The sequence below is a fragment of the Streptomyces sp. NPDC056144 genome (assembly GCF_042264145.1).
In the GTDB taxonomy this organism is placed as follows: domain Bacteria; phylum Actinomycetota; class Actinomycetes; order Streptomycetales; family Streptomycetaceae; genus Streptomyces.
Genome location: NZ_JBHJVF010000001.1, coordinates 1 through 16,149, shown reverse-complemented (window position 1 = coordinate 16,149; position 16,149 = coordinate 1). Strand labels below are relative to the sequence as shown.

Below are 16,149 nucleotides of genomic sequence, written 5' to 3'. Positions count from 1 at the left end.
TAGGTCAAGTTCACCGACAACGGCTACATCGCCACCGGCTCCACCTCCTGGACCGGCGACCAGGTGCGGTACGCGGACATCAACGCCGACCAGCGAGCGGACTACCTGATCGTCGAGGCCAACGGCGCCACCCGCGCCTTCGTGAACACAGCCGACGCCACCGGCAAGGTCAAGTTCACCGACAACGGATACATCGCCACCGGCTCCACCGCCTGGACCGGCGACCAGGTCCGCATCTGATGCATCGGGGGGCGTGTCCGGAATCGGACACGCCCCCCGATCAGAGAAGGGCCGGGATGATCGCGGAGCCGTACGCGTCGATCGTGCCCTCCCTGTTGTCGTGCATGTCGTAGACGGCGAACTGGTCGACGCCGAGGTCCTTCAGGTGGCGGAGCTTCTCGATGTGGGCCTCGGCGGGACCCAGGAGACAGAAGCGGTCGACGATGTCGTCGGGGACGAAGGTGGTGTCCGGGTTGTCGGCGCGGCCGTGGTGGGAGTAGTCGTAGCCCTGACGGTTCTTGATGTAGTCGGTGAGCTCCTCCGGGACCATGTCCGAGTGCTCGCCGTACTTGGCGACGAGGTCGGCGACGTGGTTGCCGACCATGCCGCCGAACCACCGGCACTGGTCGCGGGCGTGGGCCAGGGCTTCGGGTGAGTCGTCCGCCGTGACGTAGGCGGGGGCGGCGACGCAGATGGTGAGGGCGTCGGGGTCGCGGCCCGCGTCGGTGGCCGCCTGCCGGACCGCCTTCACCATCCACTCCGTCAGGAACGGGTCGGCGAGCTGGAGGATGAAGCCGTCGGCCTTCTGCCCGGCCAGGGCCAGGGCCCTCGGGCCGTACGCCGCCATCCACACCGGCAGTTTGCCGTTCTTGATCCAAGGGATCTGGATGGTGTTGCCGTCGACCTCCGCCTCCCTCCCCTCCGCCAGGTCACGGATGACCTCGATGGCCTCTCCCAGGCGGGCCAGGGTGTTCGGCTTGCGGCCGGCGACCCTCATCGCCGAGTCGCCGCGGCCGATGCCGCAGACGGTCCGGTTGCCGTACATGTCGTTGAGGGTGGCGAAGGTCGAGGCCGTCACCTCCCACGTACGCGTCCCCGGGTTCGTCACCATCGTGCCGACGTGGAGCTTCGTGGTGTTGGCGAGGATCTGGCTGTAGATGACGAAGGGTTCCTGCCACAGCACGGCGGAGTCGAAGGTCCAGCCGTAGCGGAATCCGTTGCGCTCCGCCCGGCGCATCAGGCCGACGACCTGGGAGGCGGGCGGGTCGGTCTGGAGGACGAGTCCGAAGTCCAACGTCATTCTCCTAGTTCAGGTACTGGCAGGTGGAACGGGGCACGAACGCGCCGTGGCCGGCACGGCCCACGTACTTCCGCTGGTCGACGACGAGTTCACCGCGCGAGAGGACCGTCTCGACCTGTCCGGTGATCGCCTTCCCCTCGTACGCCGAGTAGTCGACGTTCATGTGGTGCGTCTCGGCCGACAGGGTCTGGCGGGCGTTCGGGTCGTAGATGACGACGTCCGCGTCGGAACCCGGCGCGATCGTGCCCTTCTGCGGGTAGAGGCCGAACATCCGGGCCGGGGTCGCGCAGGCGATCTCGATCCAGCGGCGCCGCGAGATGTGCCCCTCGACGACGGCCTGGTGGAGCAGGTCCATGCGGTTCTCCACGCCCGGAAGGCCGTTGGGGATCTTCGAGAAGTCGCCCCGGCCCAGCTCCTTCTGGCCCACGAAGCAGAACGGGCAGTGGTCGGTGGAGACCACCTGGAGGTCGTTCGTCCGCAGCCCCCGCCACAGCGCCGCCTGGTGCTCCCTCGGCCGAAGGGGCGTGCTGCACACGTACTTGGCGCCCTCGAAGTCCGGCTCGGCGAGGTTGTCCGTGGAGAGGAAGAGGTACTGCGGGCAGGTCTCGCCGAAGACCGGCAGACCCTTGTCCCTGGCCGCGGCGATCTCGGCGACGGCCTCCTCGGCGGAGACGTGGACGACGTAGAGCGGCGCCCCGGCGACGCGCGCGAGCTGGATCGCCCGGTGCGTGGCCTCGGCCTCCAGGAGGACCTTGCGGACCTCCCCGTGGTAGCGGGGGTCCGTCTCCCCCCGGGCCAGGGCCTGTTCGACGAGGACGTCGATCGCGATGCCGTTCTCCGCGTGCATCATGATCAACCCGCCGTTGTCGGCGGAGCGTTGCATCGCGCGCAGGATGCGGCCGTCGTCCGAGTAGAAGACCCCCGGATACGCCATGAAGAGCTTGAATTCATTGGCATACCCCCTTGGCGTCGCGCAGCCGCTCCAGCCCTCAGAGAGTGCCCCTTCCCACCCATTCCGCACTGCGCGCATTTCTCCGGGATGCACATTCCTCTACTCGCCTCCACGCCTATCGGAACCAATTCCCACGAGATCACACCATCAGCTTCCGACGGCTCCGGCGCAGCCCGGTTCACCATCCTGAGAGGCAGCCCCTGCCGCAGCCGCAGGCCATATTCCGACACGGGTGACACCGAACGTCGCCGACCTGGGACCCCGCCACAGGTGCGTGCACGGACTGCAACGGAAGTTCAGAACCGTTTACCGTAGTTCAGTAGAGAGCCACCTGCGACTCAGTAGCAGAACGACAGAATCGACTGAATGTTCAGCAAGGGTTTAATGAACCAACCGCATCGCCAATCCTCGGGCAATGAAAACGTCTTTCACGCTTGACAGAAATCCGGCCACGGGTGCCTCATGGTGGACACACCCCGACGTGCAGACCAGCGGCTCGGTCATCACGCTCTGACAACGTTGTCCAACTGTCGGAGTTCCATGCGAACGGGGCCCCTTCCCTACTTCTCACGAGGAGAGGCATGACCAAGTCACCACGCAGGACGTGGCTCACGGCCATCGGCAGCGCTCTCGCCGGCGTTGCCGGGACACTGCTGCCCGTCTTCGGGGCCGCAGGAGCCGCACACGCCGCCGACGGCGGCATCCACGTCAGCAACGGCCGTGTGTACGAGGCCAATGGCAGTGAGTTCGTGATGCGCGGGGTGAACCACGCGCACGCCTGGTACCCCGGCGAGACCGACGCCATCGCCGACATCGCGGCCAAGGGCGCCAACACCGTCCGCGTCGTCCTCTCCAGCGGCAACCGCTGGACGAAGACCAGCGCCTCCCAGGTTTCGTCGATCATCGACGACTGCAAGACGAACAAGGTCATCTGCGTCCTGGAGGTGCACGACACGACCGGCTACGGCGAGGACGGCGCCGCCGCCACGCTCGGCCAGGCCGCCGACTACTGGGTGGGCATCAGAGGCGCCCTCCAGGGCCAAGAGGACTACGTCGTCGTCAACATCGGCAACGAGCCCTTCGGCAACAGCGGTTACCAGGCCTGGACCGGCGCCACCAAGAGCGCCATCGGCAAGCTCCGGAACGCCGGCATCGAGAACGCGCTCATGGTCGACGCCCCCAACTGGGGCCAGGACTGGTCGAACACCATGCGGAACAACGCGGCCTCGGTGTTCGCCTCCGACCCGCGCCGCAACACGATCTTCTCCATCCACATGTACGGCGTGTACGACACCGCCGCAGAGGTCCAGGGCTACCTGAACCACTTCGTCACCAACGGACTTCCCATTGTCGTGGGCGAGTTCGGCGACAACCACAGCGACGGGAACCCCGACGAGAACGCCATCATGGCCACCGCGCGTTCGCTTCGCGTCGGCTACCTCGGCTGGTCCTGGAGCGGCAACGGCAGCGGTGTCGGCTACCTGGACATGGTCAGCGGCTTCGACGCCGGCTCCCTGACCGCCTGGGGCAACCGGTTCTTCAACGGCGCCGACGGCATCTCCGCCACCTCGGCCCGCGCCACGGTCTTCGGGGGCGGAGGCGGCGGCGAAACCGGTGGCACCGCCCCCAACGGCTACCCGTACTGTGTGAACGGCTCCTCCTCCGACCCCGACGGCGACGGCTGGGGCTGGGAGAACAGCCGCTCCTGCGTCGTCCGCGGCAGCGCCACGGACACCGGATCCGGCGGCGGCAACACCGGTGGCACGGCTCCGAACGGTTACCCGTACTGCGTGAACGGCTCCTCCTCCGACCCCGACGGCGACGGCTGGGGCTGGGAGAACAGCCGCTCCTGCGTCGTCCGCGGCAGCGCCGCCGGCCGCTGAGCACCACCGCTGAGCACTGAACACCCGGGTGCCCACCCGTCCCAGGCGACGGGTGGGCACCCTCGTGTCCGTCTCACGGTTCAGGCCAGCTGGGTGGCCTGGAGCCTCGCGTAGGCAGAGTCGCGGGCGAGCAGCTCCCGGTGGCTGCCCGACTCCACCACCCGCCCCGCCTCCAGCACCACGATGCGGTCCGCGCGTCGGATCGTAGAGAGGCGGTGGGCCACGACGAAGACCGTCCGACCGGCGACCAGGCGGGCGAGGGCTTCCTGGACCTGCGCCTCGGAACGTGCGTCCAGTGCCGACGTGGCCTCGTCCAGAACCAGCACCCGGGGGTCACGGACAAGGGCGCGAGCGATCGCGAGCCGCTGACGCTGACCGCCCGAGAGCCGTGTACCGCGCTCCCCCACGACCGTTTCGATGCCGTCCGGGAGCGCGTCCACGAACTCGGCCGCGTTCGCGTCCCTCAGCGCGCGCCACAGCGTCACGTCGTCGACGCTCTCCATGCCGTACGTGACGTTCTCCCGGATGCTCCCCTCGAAGAGGACGGACTCCTGTGGGACGACGGAGACGAACCGCCGATAGCTCCGCAGGTCCAGTTCCGCCATGTCCTCGCCGTCGAGAAGGACCCGGCCCGCCGTGGGACGGTGGAAGCCGAGCACGAGGTTGAGCAGCGTCGACTTTCCGGCTCCGGACCCGCCGACGATCGCGAGAGTGGTACCGACCGGCACGTCGAGGTCCACGTCGCTGAGGGCGGGCTCGTCGCCTTCACCGTGATGGAGACCGGCACCCTCGAAGCGGAACGCCCCGGTGACCGACTCCACGCGGCGCTTCCCGTCGTTGACCTCCAGGTCGGGTGCCTGGAGGACCTCTCCGACGGACTTGAGGGACTCCACCGCCTTGCCCACCACGGGCGCCAGGCCGAGCAGGCTCGTGACCGCACCGGTGAGGGTGGAGAAGTAGGCACTGAGCATGACGACCTCGCCCGGCGTGACCGCCGTCCAGCCGTGGTAGGCGACCAGCGCCGCACCGGCGAGGCAGACCGTGCCCAGTCCGTTGAAGACGACCCAGGAGAGCGACCCGAAGCGGGCGTTGAGCAGGTCGAGCCGTGTCCCCTCCCGCTGCACCCGGTCGAGCTCGCGTCCGACGCGGCCCAGGGCCGTGGGTTCCAGGGCGTGGGCGCGGGTGATGGGGATGAGGGTGGTCATGTCGCTGACGGAGGCGGACATGCGCTCCACCGAGCGGCGGTACGTGGTGTTCCCCTCGCCCAGCCGCGCGCGCAGGGCGCCGATGAGCAGCACCGCGACGGGGACGAGAACGAGGAAGACCGGGAGGAAGACCGGGGTCACGACGGCGATGACGGCGAGGCCGCCCACGAGTGTGGCGAGGGCGGTGAGGCCGTTGTCCGCTGTCTGTTGGAGTCCCGTTTCCAGCGTCTCGACGTCCCGGACCACCTTGGCGTGCAGCATGGACGAGCTGGTCCGGCTGTGGAAGCCGATCGAGAGCTGCTGCATACGCGTGACGAGCGCGGACCGGAGGTCACGGCCCAGCCGGCGGATCGCTCCGTGCGTCCAGCGGACGTACAGCAGGTGGAGTGGTGGGTTCAGGAGGAGGACCGTGAGCATCACGGCGCAGTTCCACCACAGTTCGGGAAGGGGACGGTGTTCGACGACGACGTCGATGACGTTCGCGGTGACCGGCGGGAGCAGCCAGACGGGCGCGTGCTTGGCGAAGAAGACCACGACGGCCCCGGCGAGCCGTGCACGGTCGTGGTGGAAGAGGTAGTGGACGGTGCGGATCGGGTGTTCACCGCGGTACCGGTGATCGAGGGGACTGTGGTTCATGGATTCTGCGGGCTTCCTTCGTCGTGGCCGGACAGCGACGCAGGGGTGCCCGTGTACACGGGCACCCCTGCGTCGCTGTGTCGAGGTCAGGTGATGCTGCAGGGCTTCCCGTTGAGGGTGAAGGCCGTCGGCGCGCCATTGGTGCCCACGGTCGACGTGCCGCTGAAGCCGAAGTTCACGCCGGCTCCCGGAGCGATGGTGACGTTGTAGCCGGACGGGTTGGCCGCGGTGACCGACCGTCCTTCCTGGGCGGGTACCGCGTTCCACATCTGGGTGATCCGTTGGTCACCGGGGAAGTCGAACGCCAGCCGCCAGCCTTCGACGGGCGTTCCGCCGCTGTTGCGGATGGTCACGCTGCCGTTGAAGGTGGTGCCCCAGTCGGAGAGCGTGTAGGTGACAGCGCATCCGGCGGAGGCAGGTGTCGTGGGCGGGGTCGTGGGCCCGGTCGGCTCCGCGGTCGGAGGCGTGGTCGGGACGGTGGGGGAAGGTGTGGCCCCGGGGAGACCGCTCTTCGCGGCCATGCGGTCGGAGTGGGCACGGAACACGGCGAGTTCGGGAGAACCCTGCGAGACGCCGAACTTCACGTCGATGCTGCGGTCCTGGTACCACCAGAAGGCGCTGCCGTCGCCACCGGCCTCCTCGAAGGCGGTGTAGATCTCCCGCCACCACAGGGCCCGGTCGACGTTGTGGACGTTGAACTCGCCCATGAAGAAGGGCTTGCCGAGGATCTCGTGGGAGTCGTGGATCCAGGCGCGGACGAGGTTCTTGGTCTCCTCGATGTCCAGGTCCGCCCAGTGCTCGGTCGGATAGGGGTGGGCGGAGGTGAAGTCGATGTACGGGGACTTCTGAACGTGGACGAAGGGGTTGCCGGAGTCCCCGCCGAATCCGTACGTCGTGCCGTGCCCCTCGATGCCGGCGCCGAGGAGGTGGTTCGGGTCGATGGACTTCACGAAAGCGCCCATCTCGTCGACCCAGGCGCGCAGGGTGGTGCCGTCGACGTTCTCGGCGGCGCTCTGGCCTTCGTAACGGGGCTCGTTCATGAGCTCCCATGCGAGGATGGCCGGTTCGTCCTTGTACTTCACGCCGCTGTAGTGGTTGGTGCGGTTGAGGGCGTAGGAGACGGAGTTCTTGTACGAGGTGAAGCAGCCCGGGCAGCGGTTCTTGTCGAAGAAGGCAGCGCGTGCGGGGTGGCCGCCGGAGAGGCCCTCCCACCGCAGCCGGGTGTCGATGCCTCCGTACGCCTCCCAGTAGTTCTCGAAGACAGGAATCAGGCGCATCCCGTGGGTCCTGGCCGACTCGATGATGTAGTCGAAGGCCGCGTACTGCTGCTCGTTGAACTCGCCCTCGCGCTCCTCGAAGCCGTGCCAGCTCTCGTGGCTGAACATCCAGACGCGGGCGACGTCGACGCCGTCGGCCGCCATGCGGGCGAAGTGCGCGTCGATGCGGGTTTTGTCCATGTACTGGGTCTCGGTGTCGCCCGATCCGGCCCCGAAGGTGAACAGGTCGTAGGCGTTGGCGCCGGCGAAGAAGTACTCCTTGCCGTCGAGGCAGAAGCGGATGCCGCAGCGGGTGACGAACGAGTCGGCACTGTCGGCGACGGCCGGAGTCGGGCGGGCGAGGAACAGGCCGGTGAGGGCCATGACCGCCGCGAGGAGCAGAGCCAGCGGGCCCGCTCGTCTCACCGGTGGAACGGCGTCGGGGGACGTGCTCATGGGGATCCCTTTCGTCCGGAGGGGGTGGAGTCGGAACCGGCTGTCTGCGGGACGGCTCAACCACAGCTAGTTAACCGGTTAATTTCGAAGGGAACCGTAGAGGCGGCGCGGGAGCGTGTCAATGAATCCAACTAGCCTGATCCACAAGCACCTTGAACCGAGCGGCGCGCTGCCGGAGCGCGGGCTGCGGTCGGCTTCACATCCGGTGCGCTCACGGAGGCTCCGCCACCGGACGGGGGACCTGGCGGTAGGGTCGGGGTATCGAAGTTCAGGATGGAGCTGGGGTGGCAGTGAAGCGGCCGACGATGGCGGACATCGCGCGTCGGGCGGGTGTGTCGAAGGTGGCGGTCTCGTACGCGCTCAACGGCCAGCCCGGAGTGTCGGAGGCGACGCGCGCCTCGATCAAGAGCATCGCCCAGGAGCTGGGCTGGCAGCCCAACAGTGCCGCGCGTGCGCTGACCGGCGGGCGGGCGCAGGCGGTCGGGCTGGTCGTACGACGTCCGGCGCGGACGCTCGGGGTGGAGCCGTTCTTCATGGAGTTCATCAGCGGCGTGGAGACGGTGCTCGCCGATCACTCGTACGCGCTGATGCTCCAGATGGCTACGGACCAGGAGCAGGAGATCGAGGTCTGCCGGCGCTGGTGGGGCGAGCGTCGGGTCGACGGCGTCTTCCTGATGGACCTCCAGACCGCGGACGCCAGGGTCGAGGCCGTGCGGGACATCGGCCTCCCCGCGGTGGCGATCGGCCCGCCGGAGGTGACGGGGGGTCTGCCGGCCGTCTGGTCCGACGACGGCGAGAGCGTCCACGAGATCGTGCGCTACCTGGCGGCTCTGGGGCACCGGCGGATCGCGCGGGTGGCGGGCCCTGCCGGGTTCGCGCACACGGCGGTCCGCGACGCCGCGCTCGCGGAGGCGTGCCGGGAGGCGGGCATCCCGGAGGCGGCGGTAGTGCACACCGACTACACCGGCGACGCGGGGGCACGGGCGACACGGGCGCTGCTGATCTCGCCCGAGCGGCCGACGGCGATCGTCTTCGACAACGACATCATGGCGGTGGCCGCGCTGTCGGTGGCACAGGAGCTGGGGCTCTCGATTCCGGCGGACCTGTCGATCGTCGCCTGGGACGAGTCGCCGCTGACGCAGGTGGTGCGCCCGACGCTGTCGGCGGTCACCCGCGACATCCCGGCGTACGGAGCCCACTCCGCGGCCGCGCTGCTCGCCCTGATCGACGGCGAGGACGTCGGCGACACGCGTGAGGGTTACGCGCATTTCGTGCCCCGTGGCAGCACCTCTCCCCCGCCGCCGGATTCGGCCCCGCGCTGATCGCCCCCTCACGGAAACCGACGCGGGGCCGGACCGTCCCCTCGTACGGACCGGCATCGCGTCATGGCGTTGCCGTTTCCTACTTGGTGGCTCCCTGCGCGAAGCCGTTGTAGATCCACCGCTGGAGGAGCAGGAAGACGATCAGCGTCGGGACGATGACGAGGATCGCTCCGGCCGAGATGGCCTCCCAGTGAGCTCCGAAGGGCCCCTTGAAGCGGAAGAGGGCTGTGGAGATCGTGCCCAGGTCCTCGGAGTGCATGTAGAGGAAGGGGATGTAGAAGTCGTTGTACGTCGTGATCCCCTTGATGATGACGACGGTGGCGATCGCCGGCTTGAGCAGCGGGAAGATGATCTTCCGGTAGATGGTGAAGGCGTTGGCGCCGTCGAGCCGGGCGGCCTCGTCGAGCGAGACGGGGATGCCTCGGATGAACTGCAGGAAGATGTAGACCGAGACGATGTCGGTACCCATGTACAGCAGGATCGGCGCCCAGCGCGTGTCGACCAGGCCGAAACCGTTGATCACCTGGAAGGTGGCCACCTGGGTGGTGACGCTGGGCACCAGGGTCGCGATCAGGAAGCCCGCCATGACGAGTTTCTTGCCCCGGAAGTCGAACCGGTCGACGGCGTAGGCGGTCATCGAGCCGATGACCACCGTGCCGCCGATCGAGAAGACGAGGATGAACGCGGTGTTCCCGAACGCCGTCAGCATCTTGCCGTCGTTGAAGGCCGTGACGTAGTTCGCGAAGTTGAACCAGTTCCCCGGCAGGGAGAGCGCGCCGCCCGAGCCGACCTCCTCCGAGGTCTTGAGCGACGTCAGGAAGACGACGGCCAGGGGGATCAGGACGACCGCGGACGCCAGAAGCAGCGACAGATAGGTCAGCGTGCTTCCCACGGGCAGCCGCCGGCGGTGGGCACGGGGCCGGTTCGGGGCGGCACTGAGGTCGGGGGAGGTCATACGAGGTCCACCTTGTCGTCGGGCACGAGCCGGCGCTGGATCCAGGTGATCACCAGGATGATCAGGAGCAGCACCACGGCCGCGGCCGAGGCCAGGCCGGTCTTGTTGAACTGGAACGCGAGCTTGATCGTCTGGATGACGAAGGTCTGGGTGCCGGTGGCCCCGCCGGTCATGATGTACGGGATCTCGAAGACCGACAGGGACCCGGAGATCGCCAGGATCGCGCTCAGGCTGATCACCGGCTTGATGCTGGGGGCGATGATGTGCCGGAACTGCTTCCACTTCCCCGCTCCGTCCAGCTCCGCCGCCTCGTACAGTTCTCCCGGGATCGACTGGATCGCACCGAGGAAGAGGACGAAGTTCAGTCCGGTGAAGCGCCACACGGAGACGCCCGCGAGGGACACGTTGGCGGAGGTGGGATCGCCGAGCCAGGGGTGATCGGTGGTCACGCCCAGCCAGGCCAGCACCGAGTCGAGGGTGCCGCCGTCCTGGAAGAAGTACAGGAAGACGAACCCGATGGCGACGCCGTTGATCAGGTAGGGGAAGAAGAGGATCCCCTTGAAGAAGTTCCGGAACCGCAGGTTGAAGCTGAGGATCACCGCGAAGTACAGCGCGACCACGATCTGGACCACGGACGCCGCGAGGTAGTAGCCACTGACGAAGAACACCCGGAAGAGCTCGGGGCGGGTGAAGATCTGGACGTAGTTGTCGAAACCCACGTTCTCCCGGTCGGGGCTGACGCCGTCCCAGTCGGTGAAGCTGTACGAGATCATGCTCGCGACGGGGACGTACGTGAACGTGATCAGCAGGGTTAGCGGAGCCGCCAGGAAGAGCCAGGGAGTGATCCGTCTCAGCGGCGATTCTCGCCACGATCGCGGCCTCCCGGCGGCAGGGCCTCGGCGTCGGTTCGCCGAGCTGCGACCGCGGCTCTCCGTGTCTGTCGTGTCCGTGCTGGATCGCCCTGTCATGGCGGCGTCCTCTGGTGCGGTGTCGGTGGTCTGGGTCATGTCCGGCCTTTCATGTCCGCGGCTGCGGAAGGTCCAGGGGCCCCGGCCGGTGTCGTGCGGCCGGGGCCCGCTCCGTCGGTATCAGCTACCGACGGTCTTCGCCGCCTCGTCCCACCTCTTGTTCAGGTCGGCGAAGAAGTCCTCGAGACTGCCCTTCTCGGCACCGGTGGCGATGTCGATCATCTTCTGGCGGTAGTCCTGCTTGTTGAGCCCGATCTCGGCCGCCTCGTCGATGTCGTTGACCGTCGCGGTCTTCGCCTCGGAGCGGTCGAAGAAGGAGACGTCGTTGTCCACGAACTCCTTGAGCGTGGCCGGCATGGGGGCGGACTTGACCGCGGACACCACGCCCTCCTTCTCCGCGAATCCCGACTTCTCGGTGAACCAGTCGACCCAGGCGCGCGCCGCCGACTTGTTCTTCGAGTAGACGCTCACCGCCTGCTGGTAGTCCGAGACCAGGGCCGCGCAGTGCTTCCCGTTCTTCTGCGCGGGGAAGGGCATGAAGCCGATGTCGGAAGCCTTTCCTCCGGCTTCCACCGCGGCCGCCTGCATCTGCGTGATCGACCAGGAACCGAGCATCATCGTGGCGATCTCGCCCTCGCCCAGGAGCGCCTTGGAGATCTCCCAGTTCGTCGTCGCCGGGTCCTTCTCCGACAGGCCCTGCTTGACGATGTCGTAGAGCAGGGTGTCCGCGGTGTTCAGCTCACTGCCGGACTTCCAGGGAGAGACCGGGCCCGCGAGCGCGTTGCTCGCCTGGGCGTCGCAGCCGACGACGCCGAGGTTGCTGGTCCACTGGACCAGCGGCCAGCCGTCCTTGAAGTTCGTGTAGTACGGCGTGGCGCCGGTCTTCGCCTTGATCGCCTTCAGGTCGGCCAGGAACTCCTCGGGAGTCTTCGGCCACTCGGTGACGCCCGCCTGCCGCCACAGCTTCTTGTTGTACACGAAGCCGTCGGCCGTGCCGAACTGCGCGATGCCGTAGACCTTGCCGTCGACCTCGGTCTTGTCGCCGAAGCGGTACTTCGACAGCTCCGCCGTCGTACCCAGCGGGGCGAAGAACTTCGGGTAGTCGTTCTTGGCCACCGCGCCGGGGATGAAGAGCACGTCACCGTACTCCTTGGTGTTCATGCGGATCTTCACCTCCCCCTCGTAGTCGGTGATGCCGTCGAAGGAGACCTCGACCTTGGGGTAGATCTTCTGGAACTCGGCCGCGTACTGCTTCAGCACGCCGTTCTGCACGAGGTCGGTCCGCTGGGTCAGGACCTTGATCTTGCCCGAGACCTCCTTCGGGTCGGACGGAGGCGCGGCCACCTCACCGGTGGCACCGCCGCCTCCGCCGCCACACGCCGAGAGCGTCAGCATCACAGCGGCCAGCACAGCGCCCGAGAGCGCGGTCGTCTTCTTGTTCCCCATGGCCCAACTCCTTCAAAGTCACGGCTCAGGTCATCGGTGGGATGACGGCACTATGTCAGCCAGACGTGAACCGGTAAAGTACTGATTTCCAGCGCGATGCCTAATCGTTACCCCGGTCACGTCGCGTCAAGGCCCCAGGAACACGCATATCCGGTGTTCTGCGGTGCCGAGCAGACCGCGCTTCACCGGTTCATAGACAGTTAAGTAAATGTACGGCTAGCTTGTCGGCCCGTACACGCATCCCGCCCACTGCCAGGCGATTGGAGCCGCACACCATGAAGGACGTCACCCAGCTGCACGAGGGGTGGAGCCTGCGTCACGAGGACGCACTGCTCCCCGCGCAGGTGCCCGGCTGTGTTCACACCGACCTGCTCGCCGCGGGAGTGATCCCGGACCCGTTCCTCGGGCTGAACGAGACGGAGATCGCCTGGGTCGGCCGCCAGGCATGGTCGTACCTCACGGATCTCGCCGCCGCCGACGACGGACACGAACGGAGCGAACTGGTCTTCGAGGGGCTCGACACCGCCGCGGAGGTCCTGCTCGGCGGCGCGCCGCTCGGCACCACCCGCAACATGCACCGCGTCCACCGCTTCGACGTGACGGGCCGGTCGGGACCGCTGGAAGTGCGCTTCGGCTCGGCGTACGACGAGGCCGAGCGAGTCCGCGCCCTCACCGGGGACCGGCCCAACGTCTATCCCGAGCCGTTCCAGTACATCCGCAAGATGGCCTGCTCCTTCGGCTGGGACTGGGGGCCGACCGTGGTCACCGCCGGCATGTGGAGGCCGGTGCGCCTGGAAAGGTGGTCGGTCGCCCGGCTCGCCGAGGTCCGCCCGCTGGTCACCGTGGACGGCACGACCGGCCGTGTCGAGTTGCGCGTCCGGACCGCGCGTACGGAGAGCGGCGCGGGCCGACGGCTCACACTGCGCGCCACGGCCGCCGGGACGGTCGCCGAAACCTCCTTCGAGGGCGCTGAAGCGGTCCTCCGCCTCGATGTGCCCGAGCCGGAACTGTGGTGGCCGCGGGGCTACGGCCCCCAGCCGCTGTACGGACTGGACGTGGAGCTGCTGGACGAGGACGGGGAGCCGCTCGACGCCTGGTCGCGCCGGATCGGCTTCCGCACGGTGACCGTCGACCGCTCCGCGGACGAGCACGGCACCGGCTTCACCTTCGTCGTCAACGGCGTACGGATCTTCGCGCGCGGGGTCAACTGGATCCCGGACGACGTCCTGCCGTCCCGGGTCACTCCGGAGCGCTACCGCACCCGTCTCACCCAGGCCGCCGACGCCAACATCGACCTCGTCCGCATCTGGGGCGGCGGAGTCTACGAGGACGACGCCTTCTACGACGTCTGCGACGAACTGGGCCTCATGGTCTGGCAGGACTTCCTCTTCGCCTGCGCCGCCTACCCCGAGGAGCAGCCACTCCGCGGAGAGGTGGAGGCGGAGGCGCGGGACAACGTCGTCCGGCTGATGCCGCACGCCAGCCTCGTCCTGTGGAACGGCAACAACGAGAACCTGTGGGGCTTCCGCGACTGGGAGTGGGAGGAGCCGCTCGCCGGCGACTCCTGGGGCGAGGGCTACTACCTCGGGATCCTGCCCCGGATCGTCGCCGAGCTCGACCCGACCCGTCCCTACACGGCCGGCAGCCCCTGGTCCGGTTCCTGGGACCACCACCCCAACGACCCCCGGCACGGCACCCACCACTCGTGGGAGGTCTGGAACCGGCAGGACTACGCCGAGTACCGAGCCGACGTCCCCAGGTTCTGCGCCGAGTTCGGCTGGCAGGCCCCGCCCGCGCTCAGCACGCTGCGTCGCGCCCTGCCCGGCGAGGACCTCTCCCCGGACTCCCCCGGCATGCTGCACCATCAGAAGGCCGAGGACGGCAACGGCAAGCTGAACCGGGGCATCGAGCGGCACTTCGGCCTGCCCGAGAACGACTTCGACCGCTGGCACTACCTCGCCCAGGTCGTCCAGGCGCGGGCGGTGGCGGCCGGCATCGAGCACTGGCGCTCCCACTGGCCCGTCTGCGCGGGCTCGGTCGTGTGGCAGCTCAACGACTGCTGGCCGGTGAGCTCCTGGGCCGCGATCGACGGCGACGGACACCTCAAGCCGCTGTACCACGAGCTGCGCCGGGTCTACGCCGACCGTCTCCTCAGCCTCGTTCCCGCGGAGGGCGGCCCGGTGCTCGCCCTCGACAACCAGTCCGGCACGACCTGGCGCACCACCGTCACCCTGCGGCGACTCGACGCCGACGGCACCGTGCTGAAGGAGGCGTCGTTCGATCTGGAGGCCGCTGCCCGGACAGTGCTGCGGATGGTCGTCCCGGCATCGCTGCTGCCCGCGGCCGACTCCGGAAAGGAGCTCCTGGTGGCCGATGCGGACGGTCTGCGGGCGGTCCATATCCCCGTCCACGAGAAGGACTTCGCCTATCCGGTACCGGTGTACGACATCCTGGTGGAACCGGCAGGAGACGGAGACGCGTTCGTGACGATCACCGCCCGCACTCTGGTCCGGGATCTGCTGCTCCAGGCCGACCGGCTGGCCCCGACGGCCAGCGCCGACCACGGGCTGGTGACCCTGCTGCCGGACGAGGAGGTCCGGATCGGGGTGCGCGGCTGGGCCGGCGACACCCCGGAAGCCGTACGGGCGGCCCTGTTCAGTGTGGGAGCGGCGTGAGCGCCCAAGCCTCCCGCGTCCCCGGCCAGCGCGTCACGATCAACGACGTCGCCGCGCTGGCCGGGGTGTCGAAAGGTGCGGTCTCCATCGCCTTCAACAACCGTCCGGGAGTCGCCCCGACGACCCGCGAACGGATCTTCGCGGCGGCCCGGGAGCTCGGCTGGAGCCCGAACCAGACCGCCCGCAACCTCTCCGGCCGGCGGGCGGGCATCGTCGGCCTGGCGCTCTGCCGGCCGGCCCGGCTGCTCGGACTCGAACCCTTCTACATGGAGTTCATCTCCGGCATCGAGGATGTCCTCGCCGAGCGCTCCTGCTCGCTCCTCCTGCGGCTCGTCCGCGACCTGGGCGAGGAGACGGCTCTCTACCAGGAGTGGTGGCGTGGCCGGACGGTCGGCGGGGCGATCCTCGTCGACTTCCACCAGGACGACCCGCGGATCCCTCCGCTGCGGGCTCTCGGCATGCCCCTGGTGGCCGTCGGGCATCCGTCGCTGACCGGCGGGTTCCCGTCGGTCTGGACGGACGACGCCTCCGCGGCCGCCGAGGCGGTGCGGTACCTGGCCGCCCTCGGGCACCGGCGGATCGCGCGCGTCGGCGGCCCCGCCGGTCTCGGCCACAGTGGCATCCGCGCCACTGCCTTCGAGGCGACCATGGCCGAACTGGGACTGGACGGAGGGCGGCAGGTGGCGACCGGTTTCGTGGGCGAGGAAGGGGCCCGGGCCACCCGCAGTCTCCTGATGTCCCCGGACCGGCCGACGGCGATCGTGTACGACAACGACATCATGGCCGTCGCCGGGGCGGCGGTAGCCTCGGAGATGGGACTCTCGGTCCCCGAGGACGTCTCCCTCCTCGCCTGGGACGACTCCCAGTTGTGCCGCCTGACCCACCCGCCGCTGTCGGCGATGAGCCACGACGTCCACCATTTCGGGGTGGACGTCGCCCGGACCCTCTTCGGGATCATCGAAGGCACCCACAAGGGCACCCGACAGGTCCCCACCCCGTCCCTGACACCGAGAGGGTCGACAGGCCCACCGCGGCGCGCATAGGGGGTCGGGTACGGCATCGGGGGGCTGCCCGTGCGGGCAGCCCCCCGATGCC

At 68.6% G+C, this 16,149-nt stretch carries 11 protein-coding genes and 1 pseudogene; 5 read left to right on the top strand and 7 right to left on the bottom strand.

All coding sequences use genetic code 11. The annotated features are described in order from the left end of the window. Positions 1 to 63 precede the first annotated feature (63 nt). Entirely contained in the window at positions 64 to 240 is a 177-nt protein-coding gene (locus ACFC0Z_RS00060) for a hypothetical protein (RefSeq protein ID WP_376431037.1), read from the top strand. Positions 241 to 280: 40 nt separating this feature from the next. On the opposite strand, the gene ACFC0Z_RS00055 is transcribed toward ACFC0Z_RS00060, so the two are convergent. Both ACFC0Z_RS00055 and ACFC0Z_RS00050 read right to left on the bottom strand, forming a co-directional pair. Then, complete coding sequence (locus ACFC0Z_RS00055; protein ID WP_376433380.1) at positions 281 to 1,294, bottom strand: TIGR03842 family LLM class F420-dependent oxidoreductase; 1,014 nt, start codon at positions 1,292 to 1,294, stop codon at positions 281 to 283. A 10-nt stretch (positions 1,295 to 1,304) separates the two neighbouring features. Beyond that, positions 1,305 to 2,246: pseudogene (locus tag ACFC0Z_RS00050) on the bottom strand (amidohydrolase family protein); the annotation flags it as partial. Positions 2,247 to 2,833: 587 nt separating this feature from the next. Here ACFC0Z_RS00050 and ACFC0Z_RS00045 point away from each other — a divergent pair. Next, positions 2,834 to 4,135 (top strand): cellulase family glycosylhydrolase, encoded by a 1,302-nt coding sequence (locus tag ACFC0Z_RS00045; protein ID WP_376431035.1) that lies wholly within the window; start codon positions 2,834 to 2,836, stop codon positions 4,133 to 4,135. Positions 4,136 to 4,215: 80 nt separating this feature from the next. Here ACFC0Z_RS00045 and ACFC0Z_RS00040 read toward each other — a convergent pair whose 3' ends face one another. Together ACFC0Z_RS00040 and ACFC0Z_RS00035 are read right to left on the bottom strand one after the other, a co-directional pair. Further along, on the bottom strand, positions 4,216 to 5,976 hold the full coding sequence (locus tag ACFC0Z_RS00040; protein WP_376431033.1) for an ABC transporter ATP-binding protein: 1,761 nt from the start codon (positions 5,974 to 5,976) through the stop codon (positions 4,216 to 4,218). An 86-nt stretch (positions 5,977 to 6,062) separates the two neighbouring features. Further along, on the bottom strand, positions 6,063 to 7,688 hold the full coding sequence (locus tag ACFC0Z_RS00035) for a cellulose binding domain-containing protein (RefSeq protein WP_376431031.1): 1,626 nt from the start codon (positions 7,686 to 7,688) through the stop codon (positions 6,063 to 6,065). Positions 7,689 to 7,978: 290 nt separating this feature from the next. Here ACFC0Z_RS00035 and ACFC0Z_RS00030 point away from each other — a divergent pair, with 290 nt between their 5' ends. Next, complete coding sequence (locus tag ACFC0Z_RS00030) at positions 7,979 to 9,010, top strand: LacI family DNA-binding transcriptional regulator (RefSeq protein WP_376433378.1); 1,032 nt, start codon at positions 7,979 to 7,981, stop codon at positions 9,008 to 9,010. A 79-nt stretch (positions 9,011 to 9,089) separates the two neighbouring features. Here the strand turns inward: ACFC0Z_RS00030 and ACFC0Z_RS00025 are convergent, their stop codons facing one another. The 3 genes from ACFC0Z_RS00025 to ACFC0Z_RS00015 all read right to left on the bottom strand — a co-directional run bounded on the left by ACFC0Z_RS00025 (position 9,090) and on the right by ACFC0Z_RS00015 (position 12,379). Further along, on the bottom strand, positions 9,090 to 9,965 hold the full coding sequence (locus ACFC0Z_RS00025) for a carbohydrate ABC transporter permease (RefSeq protein ID WP_360806571.1): 876 nt from the start codon (positions 9,963 to 9,965) through the stop codon (positions 9,090 to 9,092). Then, positions 9,962 to 10,933 carry a carbohydrate ABC transporter permease gene (locus ACFC0Z_RS00020; protein ID WP_376431028.1) on the bottom strand — a complete coding sequence of 324 codons (972 nt, stop codon included), beginning with the start codon at positions 10,931 to 10,933 and terminating at the stop codon, positions 9,962 to 9,964. Before ACFC0Z_RS00020 ends, ACFC0Z_RS00025 begins: the two co-directional genes overlap by 4 nt. A gap of 120 nt (positions 10,934 to 11,053) precedes the next feature. After that, entirely contained in the window at positions 11,054 to 12,379 is a 1,326-nt protein-coding gene (locus ACFC0Z_RS00015) for an ABC transporter substrate-binding protein (RefSeq protein WP_376431026.1), read from the bottom strand. A gap of 275 nt (positions 12,380 to 12,654) precedes the next feature. Between ACFC0Z_RS00015 and ACFC0Z_RS00010 the strand changes: the two genes are divergently transcribed. Together ACFC0Z_RS00010 and ACFC0Z_RS00005 are read left to right on the top strand one after the other, a co-directional pair. Further along, a complete protein-coding gene (locus ACFC0Z_RS00010) occupies positions 12,655 to 15,054 on the top strand; it encodes a glycoside hydrolase family 2 protein (RefSeq protein WP_376431024.1) in 2,400 nt (799 codons plus the stop codon). Beyond that, entirely contained in the window at positions 15,051 to 16,097 is a 1,047-nt protein-coding gene (locus ACFC0Z_RS00005) for a LacI family DNA-binding transcriptional regulator (RefSeq protein WP_376431022.1), read from the top strand. The genes ACFC0Z_RS00010 and ACFC0Z_RS00005 overlap by 4 nt, the downstream gene beginning before the upstream one ends. Positions 16,098 to 16,149 lie beyond the last annotated feature (52 nt).